Genomic DNA, 20110 nt, shown 5'->3' on the forward strand with positions numbered 1-20110 from the left:
CCAGCATCCTCACACCTCCGCAGCCCCTGCACCCACAGAACTAACGAAAAACTCAGTAGAACAGGCGCCATCCCCGCAAGAGCCAACCGGCCAGGCGACCATCCGACGTCGGGCCCCCCGCCTGCGGCCGCGTCCCGTTCGGGATCCCGCAAACCGCTGAAGTGCGTGGGGGATTGCATCTCGTGGGTGTTCTCTCGCCCGGCGGATTCCGACCCGCACGAGGTCTCATCACCCCAGCTCAGGCGACACGCATGTCTTCAAGTCGGTTCCCAAGAGCGACTGTTGGTCGGTGAATCAAAGCTAAGCCTTCCGTGGGTTTCACGGCTGTAAGCACCGCCAGAAGAACAGGCCGACCAGGGCATGGCGTGAGGTCAGCGTGCGGCGAGTTCGCGTGGCAGATGGGGATAGCGCATGAACAGGCGTGCCTCCTGGCTGGAGGGGAGTTCGCGGGCGAATCATCGCGGTCCGCCAGGTACTGAAGCAGGCGCACCGTGCCCCGGGCTTCGGCGAGGGTCAGCAGCGGCAGACGGGGCCCTCGGGGTAGTCGCGCGCCACCGGGGCATCGAGATTGAGAACATCCATGACCCGCCAACTGCGAGAACATGCAGGGGGTTACGTAGTCCACCTCCCCGCCGGTGTCATTCGTCAAGACTCTGACGCTGGCGCCCCGCACTCAGGCGGGCTGCATAGTGAGGCTCTTGTCCCGTCAACTCCTTGAGTTCCGTGTGGACTTGAGGGAGTCGGCCATTGGGCTGTGACATGCCCTCATAGGGGCGGAGGTAATCCTCACTTGAGCGTTTCAACCCGCAGGCGTGATCATGCTCACAGGCCGACTGATTTGAAGGCCATGATCGCGTCGAGATACGTTCGTTGCGCCGCGGGGGCCGGACCTGACCAGACCGCCCCAATTAGCGGAAAGCAATGGCAGTTTCGCGCGAGGGGGGAGTGAAATGCACGCCGGATCTCGTGTGTGCAAATCTTTCCGGGGTGTTGCTTCCACGCCCCCTTGCGGTTGTACGCAATAGGGGAAGCACAACGTGAAGATCAGCATGCCCATACGTGTTGCCGCCGCTTCGACGATGGCAGCTGTGGCCCTGGGGGTCACCGCTCCGCTGGCATCGGCCACCGAGGCCAAGCACGAGCGTGAGGCGGCCACGGCCCAGGCCGCTCAGCAGCTCCAGCAGGACGCCGGCGTACCGAAGATCAAGACTGAGGGCCTGGACGACAGGCTGGCCGCACTGCCAAAGAACCGCACGATGGAACAGGTCGTCGGGGCGATGTACCCGGGGGACAAGCAGGCGCAGAGTGCGGCGCTCCAGGCGCTGCGTGGGGAGAAGGCGCCCGCCGGGGGCATCGCCCCGATGAGTTTCTGGGGCGATGCCTGGAAGTACACCAAGTGCGTTGCCGCTGTCGGTGCGGCGTTCATCCCGGCTTCCAAGGCGTACAAGGCCATTAAGGGGCTCGGCGGTGTCGCGGAGGCGGCAAAGCTGTTGTGGGTCTCCAAGGACATGGCCGCCTTCAAGGCGGCGGCGGGCAACACCGCGCTCGACATCCTGGGCGTTGCCGCGATTCAGTCCAACTGTTTCTGATGCCCCGTTGCCTCGCTGATGTGTGAGGGGCATGGCGGTTGAGGAGGGTCCGGAAGCGGAGGTCCGTTTCCGGATCCTTTTCTGCTGTCTCGGCGTCGGGTGAAAGCCGTGGTTCATCCGACGCCGAATTGTTGTGCTTACCGCTGGTGGCGGAAGTCCCGGTACTGCAGGGCCGCGTAGCCCAGCGCGAAGGCCGCAGCCAGCGCCCCAAACCAGAACCAGAGGGAGGTCACCTCTGCGCTGCGCAGCGCATCGATGTTGGCCACCGCGAGGGCTGCCGCGAGGATTGCGGCCAAGCGCGCCTTGCGGCGCAGCACCCGTTCTGTTCGGCGGGGGCCGGCGGCAAGCCGGGCCGCGTACGTCTCCACATCACCGAACTCGCCCTTTGCCGTCAGTCCCGAGGCGCTCGCCAGGTGGGAGCGGACTTCTGCCACATAATCATGTGCCTGGTGCGCCGGGATGCCGTGCGGCCCGCGCAGCAGCCCGTCCAGGTGTTGCATCCATTGTTCGCTGTCCTCGCTGCTCTGCCGGGTGAACCACCTGTCGGCCGTGGCGTCGGGCAGCCTGTGCGCACCGGCCATCACGGCCGCCGAGACGGCGCACAGCGCCGGAACCGGCAGCGCGAACAAGCCGTGGCGAGGCAGCACGACCAGGGCGACGATCCCCACAATCACCGCTAGTACTGCTGCACTTGTACAGGCCCGTGCAGCCTGCACACGCCCCGCCGTGCGCAGTGCTCCCACCAGGCACCCGATCACGACGCCTGCGGTCAGGGCCCCGATGCCTGCCAGCGAGGCCGGCGACACGTCAGCCCACACGCCGTCGCGGGCCCAGTGCACCGCGGACACCACCAGTGCCCAGAGGCCCGCCATCGTGAGCGCGTTGGTGAACCGCTCACCGGGTGTTGCCCCGCCCAGGTCCTGCCCTTGTGTGTGCATCTCTTCGACGCGGTCGGCCGAGACGCGGTCGGCGTAGGCTCGCGGCTCACCGAACAGGTCGCGCGCCGGCTGGCCGGTCTCCGTCACTGCCTCGTGGACCTCGGACAGCACCTGGTCCACCAGCTGCGTGGGGGGATGGAACTCCGTAACGAAGCGAAGCTTGAAGGAAGCGGCCCACCGCTCGTCCTCCTTGCGCGCCCACCGGATTCCCGCCGTCGCGGCCATCATTTCGTCCCTTCTGCCAGCGCTGTCACCGTCGTCTTGAAGTCCCCCCACGCCCTGCGCTGATCGCCAAGGAGGGACCGCCCCTTCTCCGTGATGCTGTAGTACTTGCGTCCCGGACCGCTCTCCCCCGCCGCCCACCGAATCTCCACCGTGCCCTCCTCCGCGAGACGGGTCAGCGCAGGGTAGAGAGTGGCGGGTTTCACGGTGTCGAGCCCAGCCGCGGACAGGCGACCCAGCAGCGCATAGCCATAACTGGGGCCTTCGGACTCCAAGACGCCCAGCAGGCACAGTTGCAGCAGCGCGCGCGCCCATGCCCCTTGAGGTGAAGCCACCGGCACCGCTCCCCTCTCCGAACTCTCAACTAGTACGGAAATCAGAATAGTAGAAGAGGTGTATGAGTGCCACCCGCGGAGCACGTCCTGCCTGCTCAACCGTCCTGCCACCGTCCGGCGCCCGCTCGCCAACTCCACGGTCCTGGACCCGGGGTATCGACTGACGTCCGGCAAAACTGTCATCCGCAAACCGCCAGCCAGCCCGTCATCGCCACTGGGCCGCAGTTGTGGGATCCACCTGCGGACCACCCATCCCACCGCGGGGCCGGCTGAGGGACCGTGCTGATCGCGGGCGGCGACATACTGTCTGGCACTGCCGCTCATCCATCGCGGTTCAGGTGAGGGCGATCCGCAGTTCGTACGGCTGGCCGGTGCTGATCGCCTCGGCCTGCTCACGCAGGTCGGCCGCCGTGAACCCGAGCAGACGCTGTCAGGACGGCCACTCCCGTGGCAGGGTGGGGCGCACGATGAGCTATCGCGTCTCGCCGCCGGAGAGGGGCCAGGTTGTCAGCGTTCGAAGCAGCCTGATCAAGGCACTAGGAAGGCCTCACCAGCATGCGGAGGAGTCCCGGTTCGCCGTCCAGGGATGACAACGCCTTCCCGAGAACCGCACCGGCTGCACGACCGTGGTCCGCTACTCGCAGCCCGCCGCGAATACGAGAACGGGTCAGCACACTCGCACCGAGCGGGCCGTGATCGTTCCCAGCGCCAACCGCTGTACTGATGAGCGAACGGCCGGTATCGACTCCCGTGTTCAGCCACCGCAGCCGAGGGGGACGGGACCTTCCTCGGGCGGATCCTTGTATGACCAGCAACCGCAGTCCTCAACCAGGCATTTGGTATCGGGGCCGTTGTGAACGTTGTACGCGTGCGCGCAACCGTGGCAGGCGGTGGTGGCGGAGCCGCCGTTACCGGTGACCATGTCGATGGTGAGTCCGATCGCGAACAGGGCCAGCGGCGTGAACGCGAAGATCGCGAGTATCCAGTCGTCCCGGGTCAACGGGCTATCCGCCGCATCCGCCGCATCCGCCGCAGGAACCGTAGGGTTCCTGCTCACGCACCCACCAGGAGTCGCACCGGCATACCCCGAACGGTGACTCACATTCGCCGCATTTCGGTTCGGACGGTTCGTCCGGTTCAGGGGCCGGGCGGGGCGGTTCGGGTATGCCTGAACGGCTCTTTCGGCATGCGCAGGAAAGGCTGCCCCGGCAACTGCCGCCGCGAATGACCGAGTGGACAAGCCGTTGGTGGCCGCACTCGACGCACCCGTACTCGGACATGCGGCGGCCTATCCGAACAGGGCTGGCTGGACGAGGGCCGCCGGTTCAAGCTCCACGAACAGGACGGTCCGTTCGGCGCGGTGGCCGAGGGGCGCGTCCTTGAGCGACCCGCTGCAGGACAGCAGCGGCCAGCCGACGAAGGGTTTCTCCCCCAGGCTGTCGTGACGGGCGAACCGGCCGCACGGCATGACAGCCGCGTCCTGGCCGCAGCGGGACCATGACCGGCGCGGCTGGCAGAACGCGCGGTGGGCGGGAAGACGCATACACAACAGAATGCCCAACTGGCCGGGCAACGGCCAGGATTCGCGCGTGGTCTTCACCACGGGCGCGGACGATGTCAGGCTCCGAAGTCCGCGAGCGAGTCGGCCTTCACGGGCATATGCCGGACGTAACCACTCCACCGCGAGTACAAGAACCCGCTGGAGATCAACACCCTGACTGCGCTGAGGTCAATCCGGGCGGCCCGCCCGGACGGCGCCCCGATCTACGTCATCCTGGACAATCTCTCCGCCCACAAGGGCGAGACCATCCGGCGCTGGGCGAAGAAGAACCGGGTCGAGCTGTGCTTCACCCCGACGTATGCGTCCTGGGCCAACCCGATCGGGGCCCACTTCGGACCATTGCGGCAGTTCACCATCGCCAACTCCAACCACCGCAACCACACCGCACAGACCCGAGCCCTCCACGCCTACCTACGCTGGCGCAACGCGAACACCCGCCACCCCCACGTGCTGGCCGCCCAACGCCGCGAACGCGCCCGTATCCGCAGCGAGAAGGGCATCCGTTGGGGCGGCCGAAGTCAGGCAGCCGCTGCCTGAACTGCCAGCCCTCCCCGGCGGACACGCACTACGGTGGGATACATGTCCGAGCTCTCCGTGCGGGATTTCTACGACGAGTTGGCCCACGACTACCACCTCATGTTCCGGGACTGGGACGCGAGCATGGCCTACCAGGCCGAGGTACTGGGCGGGCTCCTCCGTCAATCTCTCGGCGCGGGACCGCACACCGTCCTGGACTGCTCGTGCGGGATCGGCACCCAGGCCATCGGGCTGGCCCTGGCCGGGCACCAGGTCGTCGGCAGCGACCTGAGCCCGGTCGCCGCCGCGCGGGCCGCCGCCGAGGCGGCCGCCCGTGGCAGCCGGCTTCCGGCCGCTGCGGCTGACATGCGCCAACTGCCGTTCAAAGAGACGTCGTTCGACGTCGTCCTCTGCGCGGACAACTCGCTCCCGCACCTACTCTCCCGGCAAGATCTCCGGACGGCACTCCTCGGCATGAGACGGGTGCTCCGAGACGACGGACTCTTGATGATCACTATTCGGGCCTATGGCGAGGCGCGCCAGACCAGACCCACGTCGACACCTCCCCAGGTCTCGGAAACACTCGACGGCCAAGCGATCACCTTCCAGCTGTGGCACTGGCATGAAGACGGCGAGCGCTACGACCTATAGCACTTCCAGCTCATCCCTGCGGAGGCCACCTGGCATGTCCGGGTCCGCCGGAGCACCTACTGGGCGCTGACGCCCCCGCAGCTGACAGAATTCGTGACCGAAGCTGGCTTCACCAACATCACCTGGCACAGTCCGGCCTCCAGCGGGTACTACCAGCCCGTGCTCACCGCACAGCGCGCTCCCTCAGCGCAGTAGTCCAGACATCGGTTCCGACCTGCCCAACTTTCCGTTCATCCATGGCGAACCAGTGAACGTTGCCGCTCAGAGCACTAGGCCGACAGTGGGTGGTGCAGCCACGCTTGCAGCACGCCGCCCTTCGCCGGGACGGCGATCTCGCGAAACTCCTCCGCGCTGATGCCGGGAAAATTGTGGCGCACGGTCGACTGGTAGACGGCATTCGATACGCACAGCGCGTGGGCGTCCTCGCCTTCGTGCAGTGCCGCCCGCACTGCCTCTGCGTCGAGCAGGCGGCAGGCGTCGTTGAGCGCAGAGCCCACCCAGCAACCGTGTTCGTCCACGGTCACGTTGCCCGTGGACAGGACCAGTCGCGGACGGAGCTGGACTGAGCCGGAAGCAAGTCGGTTGACCTGACGCAGTGTGGCAGGGATGACTGTGAGCACGGCGCGCAGGAGGTCGGGCATGGGGACACCAGCGTCGATCAACTCCATGACGCCATCGCCCCGGTCCTCTTGACGACGTGCCGCCGGGGCAACGTCGGCTGCCTCCGCGACGCGGTCAAGGAGGCCGAAGAGCATCCGGCGCAGGTACGCCTGCTCTATATCGTCTCGCCTGCTGAACATTTCAAGATCGGCAAGCAGCAGGCTCCGCGGCGTGGGCCCTTCGACCCTCGTGGCGGGGACATGAAAGACCGTTGCAGTGTCGGTCACTCTAAGAGACACCTCCTGGGCCAGCCCTGGTTCATCGGTGGTCTGCGGCGGAGAATCCGCTTCCGCGGCCGCGTCCCACAGAGCGTGGAATCGCTTCACCTCGGCTGCCGCATCCGCCCCGGGCGTTCGTTTCGCGAACTCGGTCACCAGTAGCAGCACCAGCCCCCACGTCGGCAGCCGGGGCTTCGTGAAAGCGTCGTGAACCCTGCTGGAGCTGACCACTCCGACGCCCAGTGCACGGGCCAGTTCCCGAACCGAAGGCCATCCCACCCGCCGGTGAGCCAGGTGCAACTCATCGCTCAGCCTCTTGCGAGACCCGGGCGGGAATGTGGGAGCCGTGAGCCGGGCCATGGTTGATCCCCCGCAGCGTGTCCAGAAGCGTCCAATTGCGTCCGACGGGCAACTTACCGCGTCCGAAGTCGTGCATCTGCGAGTTGTCTGGGGACGTCAGGCCACGTCAGCACGCCTGCGGCCAGATCAAACCTAGGTGTGACCCATCGGAAACGCACCGGGAGACACCGTGATCGACACAGCGCTTACCCTCGCCGTCCAGGGCCTGCTCACCGAGCTCCCCGCCAGCCTGATCACGGCGGCCTACACCGCAATTGCTGTGTGGGCAGTACGCAAATGGGGCCCAGCCCAGCGCGACAAGTGAGATCTTCGCTCTACGCGATGTTCCCCGAGGCCGGACAAGACCGACACCGTGCGCACCGCGTACCTGGAAGGCGGCTCCATCGCCGCTCTCCCCCATGTCAGCACCGGTGGAAGGCGCGTCCCCGGATGAGTGATGAGATCCCACGAGCGCCATCACCGCACGCCCGGGACGCGATCTCTTGTCGCATGATCACTTCTCGCGGGTGGCTTCGCGCCGCCATTACCCTTGCGGGCCTCGCCTCGGTCCTGGCTACCGCCGCCCCGGCATCCGCCGCCGCTGCCCCCCGCCCCTGTGCTGCGCCGGGCCCTGCCCGAACCGCCTCCCGCCGACATCGCCCGGGACGAGCTCGGCGACTTGAATGTGGAAGCCCCGCATGCGATGACCGGCTACGCCCGGACCAAGTTCCCGCACTGGGCCACCCAGTACGGCCAGTGCGACACCCGCGAGGTCGTCCTGCAGCGCGACGGGCACAACGTCGCTCAGGACGACAAGTGCCGGGCAGTCCAGGGCACCTGGTACAGCGAGTAAGACGGGAAAACCCTGACCGCGGCGAGCCAGGTCGACATCGACCACATGGTGCCGCTCGCCGCCGGCCGGCGCGCCGGAGCAGACCTGTGAGACACCGCCAGGCGCAAGGCCTTCGCCAACGACCTCACCCACTCCCAGCTCATCACCGTCTCCGCCGCCTCCAACCGCTCCAAGGGCGACCAGACCCCCGACCAGTGGAAGCCCCCGCTCAGGTCGTACTGGTGCACCTACTCGCGGGCCTGGATCGACATGAAGCACACCTGCGAACTCAACATCACCGAGGCAGAGAAGAACGCACTGGGCGAAATGCTCGACACCTGCCCGGAGAGCTGATGTCCCGCCGTCCGCAGCCAGCGGTGTGCCACGACCAGGCCACCGCCGGCCCAGGCGGGGTACGACGAACGGCGCGCCCTCAGTAGGGGCCTGCAGGCGGCGTGAAAAAGCGCGCGGCCTGGGGGCCGCCCGTGCGGACGAGCGGCCCCGCCGGCTCACGGCAGGTAGAGCACGACCGAGTTGATCGGTGTGAAGTAGGCCCACCAGCCGTTCTGTGGTGCCATGTCGCCGTGGCAGTATCCGGTCCCGTTGTAGCCGTCGCACAGCTTCGCGTGTGCGCCGCCGTACTGGTTGTTGAGGATCCAGTGCCAGTTGTACTGGCCGCTGAGGTTGTGAGCGCCGTAGCTCCAGAACTTCTGGCTGGGCGTCTGGGCGGGGTCCTGGCCCTCGGGGTACAGGCAGACGGCTCCGTCCGGGCAGTTGGCCCACGGGGCGGCTGCCTTCGCCTGGGCAGGGCCGACAGTCATGACAACCGCCGTCACGGCCCCCAGCGCCACTGCAAGGGCGTGACGCGTTTTCCTCCTCATGAGCTCCCCTAGCGAGTTTTGTCATGCCCCTTTCGGCATGAGGTTGGTCGTCAGCGTCCCGCCCGGGGCACGGCGTGCACCAGCACGGAACCGGACATACCGGGGTGTAGGTGGCCGCAGGGGCTGGGGATGACGGTTGCTGCGGCGTCGACTTGATCCTGGAGACGGTCGCGGAGCAGAACGTCTTCCAGCTCGCGGGGGTCCGCGGCATCGAGGCGTTGGGGTGGGACGGAGAGCCGACGTATATCGAGGGCCGGTGCCCGGTCTGTGGCTGGGGCGTCTCGGTGAGGAAGCGCAGCGACTCGGTGTACTGCTCGAAACTGCTGCCGAACGAGGGCCTGGAGAGCGAGGAAGCGCCTCGGGTCGACGGGGGGGTGACGCTTCCGAACGGCCGTGACGGAAGGCGTCACCGCGAGGCGGGTAAGCGTCACGCTGTCGCGTCGGGTCAGGCAGCGGCCAGGGTCTGGGCGAGGTTGTCCAGGACGTGGGGCCAGCCGTTGCCCATGCCCGCCAGCGCCTGGCGTCCCATCGGGGAGTCGAGGTCGAAGCCCGCGTGGGTCAGGACGAGGCGAGTGCCCCCGTCTTCGGGGTGCAGGGTCCAGGTGATGGTGGTGTCCAGGGTGCCCTCGGCGAACCGGTAGGCCAGCAGGCGCTCGTCGTCCACCTTGGTCACCTCGCAGGATTGGTGGCCGAAGACGTTGCCCATGTCGAAGGTGAAGCGGTGCCCGACGACGGGCTTGATGTCGCCGGCGGCCCACCAGCGGGCATGGAGCTCGGGGTCGGTCAGGGCCTTCCACACCGCCGCCGGGGGATGCGGCAGGAACTTCTCGCAGGTGATGGTGTCGTTCTCGGTGGTCATGAGCTGTTTTCCTCGTCCAGGAGATCGGACAGCGCCTCAAGGCGCTGCTTCCAGTAGTGCTCGAACGGATGCAGCCACTCGCTCACCTCGGCCAGCCGGGCCGGTTCGAGGTGATAGAAACGGTGCCGGCCACGCGGCTCCTCCCGCACCAGTCCGGCGGTACGGAGCACGGCCAGGTGCTCGGAGACGGCGGGCCGCCCGAGCTCGAACATCCCGGCCAGCTCACCGGTGGAGCGAGGCCCGTCGCGCAGGCTTTCGAGCAGTCTGCGGCGCACCGGATTGGCCAGCACGCCGAACACATCCGTAGGCATGCCACCAGCATGCGTCGGAGAAACCCGACGCGTCAAGTTTTCCCGACACATTCTGGTAAATCAGCGCCGGGTGTCTCCGGGCGCGAGGAGACTGGTGAGTGCCGAGATCGCCTCGGGGGACGGCTTGAAGTAGCGGCGGACGCTCTCCGGCTTCTTGTGCCTCGACCTGGCCATCAGCATCAGCAGGGAGGCGCGTTGCTCGCCGAGGCGAGGTGGGTCAGGGCGGAGTGGCGATACTCGTGCAGGTCCCACCAGTGCGTTGCCACCGTTCGCGGACAAGCTCAGCAACAGGGCGCATGCAGGTTCAACTGATCTATGGAAGGTCAGCTGGGGACAGGGCACCGGGTGGGGTGGCTTTGCCCACGAGAGCACGGCTGACGAACAACCGGTGTCAGCTCTCACCGACAAAGCCGGCCGTGGGGCGGCAGCCGATAGGCATGGACGAGCTGGTAGAGCACTGGACGGTGCTCAATGACGAGCTGGAGCTCGGCGCGGGGAAGTGGGGTGGGGACACGCCTGGGTTTGACCGTACGCGCCGGACCTGATTGTCAGTGATCAGAGGTCGGCCAGTCTCCTGCGCAGGAAGGCCCGCTCCCGCTCGTTGTCGACGAGCTCGAGCGCGGCCCGGTAGGCCGCGGCCGCCTCGGCAGTGCGACCGAGCCTGCGCAGCAGATCCGCCCGCGCCGCCGGGAGCGGGTGGTAGCCCCGCAATGCGTCGGCGTTCAGCGCGTCCAACGCCGCGAGACCAGCCTCCGGGCCGTCGCGCATCGCCACGGCCACCGCCCGGTTGAGCTCGATCACCGGCGACGGAGACACCCGCAACAGCACGTCGTAGAGCGCCACGACCTGCGGCCAGTCGGTCGTGGCGACGTCGGCGGCCTCATCGTGCACGGCCGCGATCGCCGCCTGCAGCGCGTACGGGCCGGAGCGAGGCCCGCACAACGCGGCGACGACCAGGGCGCACCCCTCGGCGATGCGGTCGGCATCCCACAGGGCACGGTCCTGGTCCTCCAGCGACACCAGTTCCCCCGCCGCGTCGACGCGGGCGGCGCGACGGGCGTCGACCAGGAGCAGCAGCGCGAGCAGCCCGTTCACCTCGGGTTCCGCGGGCAACAGCCGGTGCAGAATCCGTGCCAGCCGGATCGCCTCGTCGGTCAGGTCGTGACGTACCAAGTCCTCGCCCGCGCTGGCGGCATAGCCCTCTGTGAAGATCAGGTAGACCACGCGCAGCACACTGGGAATGCGCCCGGCCAACTCGTCGGCCTCGGGCACACGGAACGAGATCCGTGCGTCGCGGATCTTGCGCTTGGCCCGCACGATCCGCTGCGCCATCGTGGCCTCGGGCACGAGAAAGGCCCGCGCCACCTCGGGTGTGGACAGCCCCGCGAGACACCGGAGCGTCAGCGCGACCTGGGCCTCGACCGACAGTGCGGGATGGCAGCAGGTGAAGAACAAGCGCAGCCGTTCGTCGGGGACGTCGTCGCTCTCCCGCTCGGGCACCGCGGGGACGAGGTGCCGCGCCTCGACGTGCATGATCGCGAGTCGTTCGGCGTAGGCCCTGTCCCGCCGCAACCGGTCGACGGCCTTGCGCCGCGCGGTGGTGAGCAACCAGGCCACGGGTGTCGTCGGCACCCCGTCGACGGGCCAGCGCTCCAGTGCGGCCTCGACGGCCTCGGACGCGACATCCTCGGCGAGGTCGAGGTCACCGAACTGGCGCACGAGCATGGCGAGCAGCCGGCCCCGCTCCTCACGAAACACTGCCTCGACCAGGCCGGCCGCCCGCCCGCCGCTCATGACAGGTTGAAGTCCTGGATCGGGCGCACCTCGACCCGCCAGGCGCGGGCCCCGGGGCAGCGGGCAGCCCAGTCGATCGCGGCGTCCAGATCGGGGAGGTCGAGGATGTAGTAGCCGCCCAGATACTCCCGGGTCTCGGCGAAGGGCCCGTCGGAGACGATGCGCTCCCCGCCCTTGCCCACCTGGACGGAGGTGGCGGTCTCGAAGGAGTCCAGCACGTTGCTGTCGACCATGACGCCAGCGTCGTAAACCGCCTTGTGGTACGCCATGAACGCCTCCATGAGGCCCTGGTCGGCTTCGGCCGCCGGGGGCTCGGCGTCCTGGGTGCCGATGATGAGCAGCATGTACTTCACGGTGAACTCCTCTTTCGTCTTTCGTCGGGTTCGTGCGTTGCCCGTGGTGCGGCAACACCGGGATGACGAATGGCGAGGCTGCAGATCGACAACCCGCACGGAAGAATTTTCAGGCCCGTTCGATCCCACGCAGCCCGGCCCCCCCCCGGCCCAAGTCTCGATCACCATCGTCGAGGCCGTGCCGTGCCCCCCTCGCGAATCCCGACACCGCCGCAGTGTCCCACCGAGACCGACCTCGGCACAGGGGCCGTCGCCCCCGCCTCGTCCGAGAACTGGCGACAGTTGAGTACGCGAGCTCACCAGTACAGGACCCCTCACCTCGCAGAGCACCCCGATGGTCCCATCGCAAGCACCCCGGCGGTGTCAAAACTCAGCGACATCGTTCTCCGGCAACAGCAGGTGTTGTCGCCGCTGACGAACAACCGGTGTCAGCTCTCAGGTTCTCGTGGACAAAGCCAACCGCTGCGTCGACGCTGTCGTCAGGTTCGTGATCGTCGTGGCAGAGTCCGGGACGAGTGCGCTGGCGTCGTGTCCGGCCTGCGACGCGCCCCTGCGGCTGTGGGGCCACGCTCGCGAGCGCGCGATCGGGCGGCTGATCAGTCGATGCCGTGCACGGTGACGTACATGTCTCCTGGCGGACAGGGCCGCCGGAGACAGGGCGGAGGAGGGCGGGCTCGTTCCGCCCTCCTCCGCCCTCCCTTGCTATATGTGCCGCCGTGCCGTGCCGGTCAGTTGAGGCCCATGCGGATACGGTTGCCGAGGGTTTGCATGCCGTTGAGCTTGCCGGTGCCCGGGTAAGCCCACAACGTCCCGTCCTTGTCCAGGGCCAGCAGGTCGCGGTTGCCGTGGCCAGTGAAGTCGGCCGGGTCTCCAGCTACGGCTCCGGCGTTGGGAGCGAGGAGCAGAGGCAGGGCGAGGGCGGACAGCACGGCGGCAGACAGCGCTGTGCGGGAGGTCTTGGCGGGCATGGTGTTCCTTGGGTGGGGCGAGCACGCCGAACAGCAGAACCTCCCGCGCGCACGCCAGCGCCGATCCCGCAACGAGAAGCGCACCGCGTGATCAACCGGATGCAGGTACTGCCACTGACTCCACCGCCCGTCCAGGGCGAGACCATCGGCTCCTACCCGAACCGGCTCGCCGAGGCCAGCCACCTGACCACCGGGCACCTCTCATTGCTGACCGGCCCGCCGCGACGACAACCGTGTCAGCTACTGGACCCCCGAGTCGTTGCCTCGGCTTGCCTCTTTGACCGGCCGAAACCGGTCCGCTCTGGTCCACGCGATGCCTCCGCTCGGCACGATCGGCGACACGATCCGGCGCCCGCCGACGTCCGCACCGGCGCCTGGCCCTGCGACGGCTCCGAGCAGCCGGTAGGGCCGCGCACCGGCAACGCCGTTCGCCCGAGCCACCGGCGCGTAGAGCAGGCCACGCGCACCGTCCTCGCTTACGAACACGTGCGCGGTGCCCATGCCCGGGGGTGGAGCCGCCCGCAGCCGGTCGGCGGTGGCCTCAGCCCATCGCGCGGCATGGGCCGGCGGCTCACGCTCGGCGTGCGCGAGGACGACCACGTCGGTCGTGTCGCCGCTGGTGCCGGCCGGCACGACGGTGTGCGCCAACCGGTAGCGGACCAGCCCGGGACGCCGGATCCCCGGGATCTCACGGTCGATGCGGCCGACCATCTCAGCCCGGTGCTCGCGGACGAAGGCGAGGTGGGCCTCGTCGCTGGTCCACTGCGCGACACTGAGCAGCACACGCCCGTCCGTGCTCGCGAAGCAGCTGAGCCGCAGGAAAGCCTCGGGTGAAAACCTGACCGAGAGTTCGCCCCACTCCCCGAGCAGCGCGCGGCCCGCCCGGTCCTGCCGGTCCGGTGTATCCACAATCCACTCACTGATCAGCGTGGTCCCGGCGTCAGGCCGGGCCAGATCCGGCAGCTGAAGCGTTGTCACACGAACCTCCTGTCGTCGCCGTGTGCCCAGCAGCATGAAATATCAAGCGCAGTTGAGGTCAAGCCGGAGCTCAGATCTCAGGAGGCAACTTGTGCCACGGCGTCCTTGATCAGTACCGGCACATGGTCGATCGCGAGTTGCATGACCCGACGCGGTTTGCGAGGCGATGGGCGGGATCCGTTCTTCATCGTCGTGCATCGTCACCCCCGAGCCGTTTCTTTGCTTCGTATGGGGGACCTGCACGCTCGGCGGGTCAGGGTAGATCACCAGTGCAGTTGAGTCCACAACCGCGCAGACGCCCCCACAAGGAGATGATCACGGAAATGCGTTCCCTTGTCCGTGCCACAACTACCGCGATGATCCTCATCGCCTTCGCGGTCCCCACCGCGTCAGCCCAGGCTGCACCGGCCCAGCCGAAGCCAAGCGGCGAAGCCATCAACGCGGACGGCGGCGGCAACCGCTACGGCCATGTTGGCCCTAGCGTCAAGGAAGACCCCAGGTGCGGACCTAACGAACGACTGGAGCCCAATGTTTGGAACCCTGGTGGGCCGCCTGTGTGCATCCCCGCGGGGGTCCTGCAGTAGTAGCCACGTCAGAGCGGAGGGTTCCCCGACCCTACTCAGGGTTTGCGCTGTGATCAGTGCAGGGTCTTGATCCATTCGGTAAGGACGTTGACGTACTGCTGGGCCATCGGTTCGTGCATGGTGGCCCAGTTAGGCAGCACAAATTGACCGACCGGGTCTCGGCGCTCGGGCCGTTGCGTTTTGCTCAAGGGCCGGAGCTGGGCCATGGGCGGCGGCGGTATTGACGGCGCACACATCGCGCCAGCCGATGATCTTATTTTTTGCTCTGCCCGCCGGGGCTGTCAGCAGAGTTGATGCGCCTCGCGTCCATGCGACGCGGCCCTGCCTCCCCTGGACCTCATCCGTCCCTGTTTACGCTCAAGGTGCATTGAGGGACGTGTGAACCGGCCTCCCGAAGCAGTTGAGGCACCGGAGATCCCTGAGAAGCCTGTTTCTCCACCGGCCGTGCGGACTGGACACAGAGCAAGGAGCGCACGCATGCACGACGGGTACGAGCCGGGGCGGCGGACGGTGTTGGGGGCTGCGGCCCTGGGCACCGGAGCGGTGGTGCTGGCCGGCGCGGGCCGGGCGTACGCGGTTGGTCCGAAGCCGTCGGACCGGGCCTCCCGGCCGGCAGCCTCCGGGGGGCCTGCGAGGCTGCCGCAGCCGTTCGTCATCGGCCACCGTGGTGCCAGCGGCTACCGCCCGGAGCACACCTTCGGCGCCTATCAACTCGCCCTCGACATGGGTGCGGACGTCGTCGAAGCCGGTGATCTGGTCCCCACCAGGGACGGGTATTTGGTCTGCCGACACGAGCCCGACATCTCCACCACCACGGACGTCGCCGACCACCACCAGTTCGCCGGACGCAAGACCACCAAAACAGTGGACGGCCAGAAAATCACCGGCTGGTTCACCGAGGACTTCACGCTCGCCGAACTCAAGACCCTGCGCGCCAAAAGAGCGCATCCCCGACATCCGCCAGCACAACACCCTGTACAACGGCTACTGGGAAGTGCCCACCTTCGAAGAGGTCCTTCAGTGGGCGGAGAGTGAGGGACGCCGCCGCGGGAGCCCTTTGTGGATCTGCCCCGAGATCAAGCACCCCACCTACTTCCGCAAACTGGGCCTGGGCATCGAGGAGCCGCTCGCCAAGCTGCTGCGCCGCTACGGTCGGCACACCGCGCACGCACCGAACCTCGTGCAGTCCTTCGAGCCCAGCAGCCTCCAGCGGCTCAACGAGCTGGGTGTCCAGTGCTCGAAGATCGTCCTGCTCGATGAACCGTCCGTCAAACCCGCTGACTTCGTCGAGTCCGGAGACCCGCGTACCACGGCCGACCTCCTCAGCCCCGAGGGGCTCGGGTGGATCGCCGAGTTCGCCCAGGGCATCGGCCCCTCGCTGACGCAGATCATCACGCAGGACGCCAAGGGCAGACTCGGCAAGCCCACCATGCTCGTCCGTGACGCACACGCCGCGGGGCTGTTCCTCACCCCGTATACCTTGCGCAACGAGAACAGCTTCTTGCCGCTGGACTTCCGAATCGGCAAGAACCCCGGTGACTACGGCAGGTCGCTCGCCTACTGCAAGGCGCTCTTCACGACCGGTATCGACGGCCTGTTCTCCGACGACCCGGATACCGCGCTGCTGGCCGCCGAGGAATTCCGCCGGTAGTGACCCCGCCCGCCCCGGCCACGGATCTTCGAACACGGATTACCGTGAGAACAGATGCAAGAACGCATCGACGACCAACAGGGAGGACCGTCGCCATGAGCCCGCACCTCGACGCGCCGGGCCTCGCCAGCCCGCTGTATGCCATCCACCACGAGGCTCGCCGAGACACTCTGAGACGTCTGGTGAACCACGGCTCAGCCGGGTGAACGCCATGGATCCCGAGCCATGCTGCTGGATCCACCAGAAGACAGGCTGACCAGGGCATAGTCGTGGGGTCAGCGTGCGGCGAGTTCGCGTGGCAGATGGGGATAGCGCATGAACAGGCGTGCCTCCTGGCTGGAGGGGAGTTCGCGGGCGAGCCTTGACCGTTCAGCCCTCGAAGACGTCTTGGCCCTCTTGCCCACAGATTCCGTCTCAGGAGGCAACTCCCCAGCCCCCGCCGCGTGACTGTAGCCGGGAGCGCACTGCTCGGCGCATGCTGATCGCTATGACCACTAGCGACCCCGACCAGCCCACCCCGCCGTCCCAGGCCGGACTCTCCGAATCCAGCTGGCCAGAGATCCTGGCCGCGACCGGCCCCATCGCCACCGCCGTGGGCGCGGTGGGCAAGGCATATATCGAACAACGCGGCGAAACCCGCCGCGCCGAGATCAACGCCGACGTCGAGCGCGAGCGCATCCAACACTCCTCGCCGCCTCCCCCGGACAGCAACAGCGCCGCCTGAACCGAACACCCAGTCCGCGCCTGGCGCCACGGCTCGGTGGGCCCCGGAACCCACCGCCGGATCACCGGCGCTGCGCCCACCAGACGGCGCCTGTGACCCAACCCGCAGCCCCTGTCAGGACGGCCGCTCCCGTGGCAGGTTCCTGCGGGCAAGATTCAGCCTTCGAAGGCGGCGCGGTCCCACTCGTCGCGCGCCATGAAGGTCAAGGGCCGCAAGCGGTTCATCGTCACGGACACCCTCGGCCTGATCCTGGCCCCCAGGCCTCGGCCCCTTGAGCGGACTGCTACTGGACCGGACCAGCCAGCGTTTCGATACGCAGAGGTGGGCAGCTCTCCTCTTCCCGGGTGAGGCTCGCCAGCTCCTCCGATGGTTCGGCTCCGTCCCGGACAGCCAAGACGTAGGCCTTCGCTTCCTGCAGACTCAAGCGCGGGGCGTTCCTCCGCAGGTGGCTCATCGCGACCACGACCCCGGCGGAGTGTACGAGTGCACGGACAGAGGCGGCCAGCGGGTCAGGCGCCCTGACACCCTTGACCTGGCGGAGGTACTGCTCCTCCCAGCCCTCGTCCTCCCACCAGACGGCGGGCACGTAGTGGATGCTCCCATCATGCCGGTCCACCAGGTAGTGACCGCCGACGAAGCTGCCGCGCACGTCACGGGCGCGGGCCTGCTCCGCCGAGCGCCAGAAGACGAGCCAACCGACCGCGCGTTCCTCCACGTGGTAGACGTCCGGCGTGGGGGCAGGCCCTCCCCATGGCCACGTCGGCAGCTCTCTGGCCAGGAAGGACTCGATGAGCTCGACGGCGCGTTCCTTGGAGATCACGATCCCATCATTCACCACAGGTCAACTGGTCGTTGGCATGCCGACACCGTCCCCACCGAGATCTCAAACGCGGTCTGATCGGGGCCCTGGCAGTAGGGCCGGGATTGACCCGGTCCTCCCGGTAGTGGAACCGGGCGCACACTAGTGCTCGGAGTGATAGACGCCGTCCGTGCCCTCATCCGCCACCCGATAGCCGCCTCTGGACCGCATACGAGCGAGAGAAAGCGCCGTGACCTGCGAAGACAGAGGCAGAGAATTTTTGAGAATTTTTCTGTAAGCCGTGGTCGTTCGGTGGCTTGGCAGGCAGCTCTCCAGGTCGTCGGGAAACAATCGCCGACGCACCAGAACGTTCCTGGCCGAGGCCACTTCTGCCCCGCCCGAGCGCGCGGCTGCGACCCGGTGCCGCTGAACGGTCCGAGATCCCCCGGCTCCCAAAACCGTGCTCCCACGGTGCTCCCCTCCGCTTGCCGGGCGGCTTGGTATACCGCTCAGGCGCGGACCTGGTGGGGCAGCGCGCCCGCGCGGGACTGCTTCAGGAACCAGCTGATCTCCATGGGGAACTGGTCCGCATACACCAGGAGCTGCTTGAGGACGCCTTCATACAGCGGGTCCGCGCCCTCCCGGTCGAAAGCGGTGAGCCGTCCAGCTGCCACGGCCTCGGTATCGCTGGGCACACCCTCACCGAGCTCGGTGGCGTTCTCGATGGCGCCCTCCACCCCGGCGAGCAGCATCTGCCGCTCCTCTTCGCGCTGCTCCCGAAACCAGGGGTCACGGGCGATCAGCAGGCCCGTGACCTTGAGGCATTCGCGCAGCTCGCCCAGGGACGGCTCGTCACACAGCCCCGTCACCTGGTCGGCTGTTGGCGCGGGCCGGCCGTGGACCACTCGCTCCAGTACCGCCGTGCCCAGCACCGTGGCCGCGCTCGCATAACGCCAGGCGAGCAGCCCGATGCCACGCTCGTAACGGTCGGCGAGACAGCCCGCCTGGTGCAGCGCCTCGGGATGGAGGGTCAGAGTCCGGCCCTGCGTGTAGAGCTCCGCGTTCTCTTCCATGCGGTAGGAACGCTGGGTCAGGGCGAGCGCGGAGTCGTACTCGTGCCGCAGATCCTGCAGCGTGATGTGGAGCGCGCGCAGCGCCTCGATCTCCAGCGCGGCCAGCGCCGCCGTATCGGTGAACTCCGGGAAATCCATGGGGGTTTGTCTCCTCACGGCGCTGGTGGGAAATCGCGGCGGCTGCTGTCCGTGCACGCTACTCCCCCTCACGCAGGGGCCGTTCGCGATCAAGCGGGTCAGAGTCTCGCCGCCGTTCGGAGCAGTCTTCCGGCTCACTGCTGCTCGCCATACCGTGGGCTCGACTGCCTGTGGAGGAAGGGGTTTTTCATGGTGAGGGGCGATGCCTGCCCGGTCGGCACGTTTACCCTCGATCTGGGCGGCGGCCAGGTCGAGACGATCCAGCCCGTTTCCGGCCTGCAACTGCAGCAGGCAGTGGTGGAGATACGACCGGTCTCTGCCAGGACCGGGGAACCGCTGGTCCAAGAGCAGCCCGGTCCTGCCCGGCCCGGTGAGATCACCGTCACGCGTGGCGTGGACCTCAGCCGAGCCGTCACCGACTGGATCAACGCCAGCGTGGCCGACCACGACATCGATGGGGCCCGGCGGAACGTCACCGTCGTCCAGTACGACGTGGACGAGAACCCCGTCAGGCGCTACCGCCTCAGCAACGCCCGGGCCACCGGCCTGGAGCTGGCCATGGACGCCACAGGCATCCCCACCAACACCGAACAGGTCACCATCGCCTACGAGGAACTCACCATCGAGACCTGCTGAGAAGCCGCGCCGCAGGCCCCGGACCGCATCGGTCGCTTCGGGCCCGGGGCGCGCTGTACAGGGGATGGTCGGCTGGGGCGGCGCGGCCTGCCGAAAGCCCGTCTCCAGCACGCCTTCTCCGCCGCGGGCTTGAACGTCATCCGCCTGGAAGGCGGCGCACGCCGGTGAAGGGCCGGGCCCGTCTTGGACACGACTGGCGGACAGGGCCGCCGGAGACAGGGCGGAGGAGGGCGGGTTCGTTCCGCCCTCCTCCGCCCTTCCCTTGCTATATGTGCCGCCGTGCCGTGCCGGTCAGTTGAGGCCCATGCGGATACGGTTGCCGAGGGTTTGCATGCCGTTGATCTTGCCACTGCCCGGGTAGGCCCAGATGGCACCGTCGGCGTCACGGGTGACGAGATCAGTGTGGCCAGTGCCCGCGAAGTCCCCTGCGGTGAACAGCGTCATGCTCTGCCAGCTGCGGCCGATCTGTACGCGGTTGCCGAGGGTCTGGGCGCCGTTGA

Annotated in this window: 19 protein-coding genes and 5 pseudogenes; 8 read left to right on the forward strand and 16 right to left on the reverse strand. The window is 67.8% G+C overall.

The features are described 5' to 3' along the window. The first annotated feature begins 1049 nt into the window (after window positions 1–1049). Complete coding sequence (locus tag IE206_RS41405; RefSeq protein WP_189971841.1) at window positions 1050–1589, forward strand: hypothetical protein; 540 nt, start codon at window positions 1050–1052, stop codon at window positions 1587–1589. Between the two features lie 137 nt (window positions 1590–1726). Here the strand turns inward: IE206_RS41405 and IE206_RS41410 are convergent, their stop codons facing one another. The 4 genes from IE206_RS41410 to IE206_RS41425 form a co-directional block, all read right to left on the reverse strand. Continuing rightward, entirely contained in the window at window positions 1727–2752 is a 1026-nt protein-coding gene (locus IE206_RS41410) for a hypothetical protein (protein ID WP_189971843.1), read from the reverse strand. Beyond that, a complete protein-coding gene (locus IE206_RS41415) occupies window positions 2752–3084 on the reverse strand; it encodes a PadR family transcriptional regulator (RefSeq protein ID WP_229853387.1) in 333 nt (110 codons plus the stop codon). The genes IE206_RS41410 and IE206_RS41415 overlap by 1 nt, the downstream gene beginning before the upstream one ends. A gap of 754 nt (window positions 3085–3838) precedes the next feature. Further along, window positions 3839–4084: a hypothetical protein gene (locus tag IE206_RS41420; RefSeq protein WP_189971845.1), complete on the reverse strand. Its 246-nt coding sequence runs from the start codon at window positions 4082–4084 to the stop codon at window positions 3839–3841. Between the two features lie 288 nt (window positions 4085–4372). After that, complete coding sequence (locus tag IE206_RS41425; RefSeq protein ID WP_189971847.1) at window positions 4373–4627, reverse strand: hypothetical protein; 255 nt, start codon at window positions 4625–4627, stop codon at window positions 4373–4375. Window positions 4628–4792: 165 nt separating this feature from the next. Here IE206_RS41425 and IE206_RS41430 point away from each other — a divergent pair. After that, window positions 4793–5182 (forward strand): annotated as a pseudogene (locus IE206_RS41430) (transposase); the annotation flags it as partial. Window positions 5183–5224: 42 nt separating this feature from the next. Continuing rightward, a pseudogene (locus IE206_RS41435) lies at window positions 5225–6007 on the forward strand (class I SAM-dependent methyltransferase). 74 nt (window positions 6008–6081) lie between these two features. On the opposite strand, the gene IE206_RS41440 reads toward IE206_RS41435, so the two are convergent. Then, the gene (locus IE206_RS41440; protein ID WP_189971849.1) at window positions 6082–6846 is read right to left on the reverse strand and encodes an adenylate/guanylate cyclase domain-containing protein; all 765 of its coding nucleotides are present in this window, start codon (window positions 6844–6846) and stop codon (window positions 6082–6084) included. Window positions 6847–7219: 373 nt separating this feature from the next. Here IE206_RS41440 and IE206_RS43375 point away from each other — a divergent pair, with 373 nt between their 5' ends. Beyond that, window positions 7220–7354, forward strand: a complete 135-nt coding sequence (locus IE206_RS43375; RefSeq protein ID WP_268254472.1) for a hypothetical protein — start codon at window positions 7220–7222, stop codon at window positions 7352–7354. A gap of 291 nt (window positions 7355–7645) precedes the next feature. Further along, on the forward strand, window positions 7646–7882 hold the full coding sequence (locus IE206_RS43795) for a hypothetical protein (RefSeq protein WP_373301073.1): 237 nt from the start codon (window positions 7646–7648) through the stop codon (window positions 7880–7882). Window positions 7883–8370: 488 nt separating this feature from the next. Here IE206_RS43795 and IE206_RS41450 read toward each other — a convergent pair whose 3' ends face one another. From IE206_RS41450 to IE206_RS41485, 8 genes and pseudogenes are all read right to left on the reverse strand, one after another. Next, entirely contained in the window at window positions 8371–8682 is a 312-nt protein-coding gene (locus IE206_RS41450; RefSeq protein WP_229853388.1) for a hypothetical protein, read from the reverse strand. A 505-nt stretch (window positions 8683–9187) separates the two neighbouring features. Further along, window positions 9188–9601, reverse strand: a complete 414-nt coding sequence (locus IE206_RS41455) for an SRPBCC family protein (protein WP_189971853.1) — start codon at window positions 9599–9601, stop codon at window positions 9188–9190. Continuing rightward, complete coding sequence (locus IE206_RS41460) at window positions 9598–9912, reverse strand: ArsR/SmtB family transcription factor (RefSeq protein WP_189971854.1); 315 nt, start codon at window positions 9910–9912, stop codon at window positions 9598–9600. The genes IE206_RS41455 and IE206_RS41460 overlap by 4 nt, the downstream gene beginning before the upstream one ends. Before the next feature lie 60 nt (window positions 9913–9972). Then, window positions 9973–10163, reverse strand: a pseudogene (locus tag IE206_RS41465) (site-specific integrase); the annotation flags it as partial. Between the two features lie 304 nt (window positions 10164–10467). Beyond that, the gene (locus IE206_RS41470; RefSeq protein ID WP_189971856.1) at window positions 10468–11706 is read right to left on the reverse strand and encodes an RNA polymerase sigma factor; all 1239 of its coding nucleotides are present in this window, start codon (window positions 11704–11706) and stop codon (window positions 10468–10470) included. Beyond that, entirely contained in the window at window positions 11703–12050 is a 348-nt protein-coding gene (locus IE206_RS41475) for a YciI family protein (protein WP_229853390.1), read from the reverse strand. The genes IE206_RS41470 and IE206_RS41475 overlap by 4 nt, the downstream gene beginning before the upstream one ends. A 737-nt stretch (window positions 12051–12787) precedes the next feature. Further along, window positions 12788–13027, reverse strand: coding sequence for a hypothetical protein (locus tag IE206_RS41480; protein ID WP_189971860.1), 240 nt, complete (start codon window positions 13025–13027; stop codon window positions 12788–12790). Window positions 13028–13267: 240 nt separating this feature from the next. After that, a complete protein-coding gene (locus IE206_RS41485; RefSeq protein ID WP_229853389.1) occupies window positions 13268–14005 on the reverse strand; it encodes an antibiotic biosynthesis monooxygenase in 738 nt (245 codons plus the stop codon). 1061 nt (window positions 14006–15066) lie between these two features. Between IE206_RS41485 and IE206_RS41490 the strand changes: the two are divergent. Then, a pseudogene (locus IE206_RS41490) lies at window positions 15067–16240 on the forward strand (glycerophosphodiester phosphodiesterase). A gap of 487 nt (window positions 16241–16727) precedes the next feature. Beyond that, entirely contained in the window at window positions 16728–16964 is a 237-nt protein-coding gene (locus tag IE206_RS41495; RefSeq protein WP_189971862.1) for a hypothetical protein, read from the forward strand. A 283-nt stretch (window positions 16965–17247) separates the two neighbouring features. Here the strand turns inward: IE206_RS41495 and IE206_RS41500 are convergent, their stop codons facing one another. Both IE206_RS41500 and IE206_RS41505 read right to left on the reverse strand, forming a co-directional pair. Next, window positions 17248–17784 (reverse strand): hypothetical protein, encoded by a 537-nt coding sequence (locus tag IE206_RS41500; RefSeq protein ID WP_189971864.1) that lies wholly within the window; start codon window positions 17782–17784, stop codon window positions 17248–17250. A 488-nt stretch (window positions 17785–18272) separates the two neighbouring features. Then, a complete protein-coding gene (locus IE206_RS41505) occupies window positions 18273–18974 on the reverse strand; it encodes a hypothetical protein (RefSeq protein ID WP_189971866.1) in 702 nt (233 codons plus the stop codon). A 189-nt stretch (window positions 18975–19163) separates the two neighbouring features. On the opposite strand from IE206_RS41505, the gene IE206_RS41510 reads away from it, so the two are divergent. Beyond that, window positions 19164–19610: a phage tail protein gene (locus tag IE206_RS41510; RefSeq protein ID WP_189971868.1), complete on the forward strand. Its 447-nt coding sequence runs from the start codon at window positions 19164–19166 to the stop codon at window positions 19608–19610. A 291-nt stretch (window positions 19611–19901) separates the two neighbouring features. Here the strand turns inward: IE206_RS41510 and IE206_RS41515 are convergent. Then, a pseudogene (locus tag IE206_RS41515) lies at window positions 19902–20110 on the reverse strand (trypsin-like serine protease); the annotation flags it as partial.

Origin of the sequence: Streptomyces violascens, from assembly GCF_014649955.1 — a bacterium.
Lineage (GTDB): Bacteria > Actinomycetota > Actinomycetes > Streptomycetales > Streptomycetaceae > Streptomyces > Streptomyces violascens.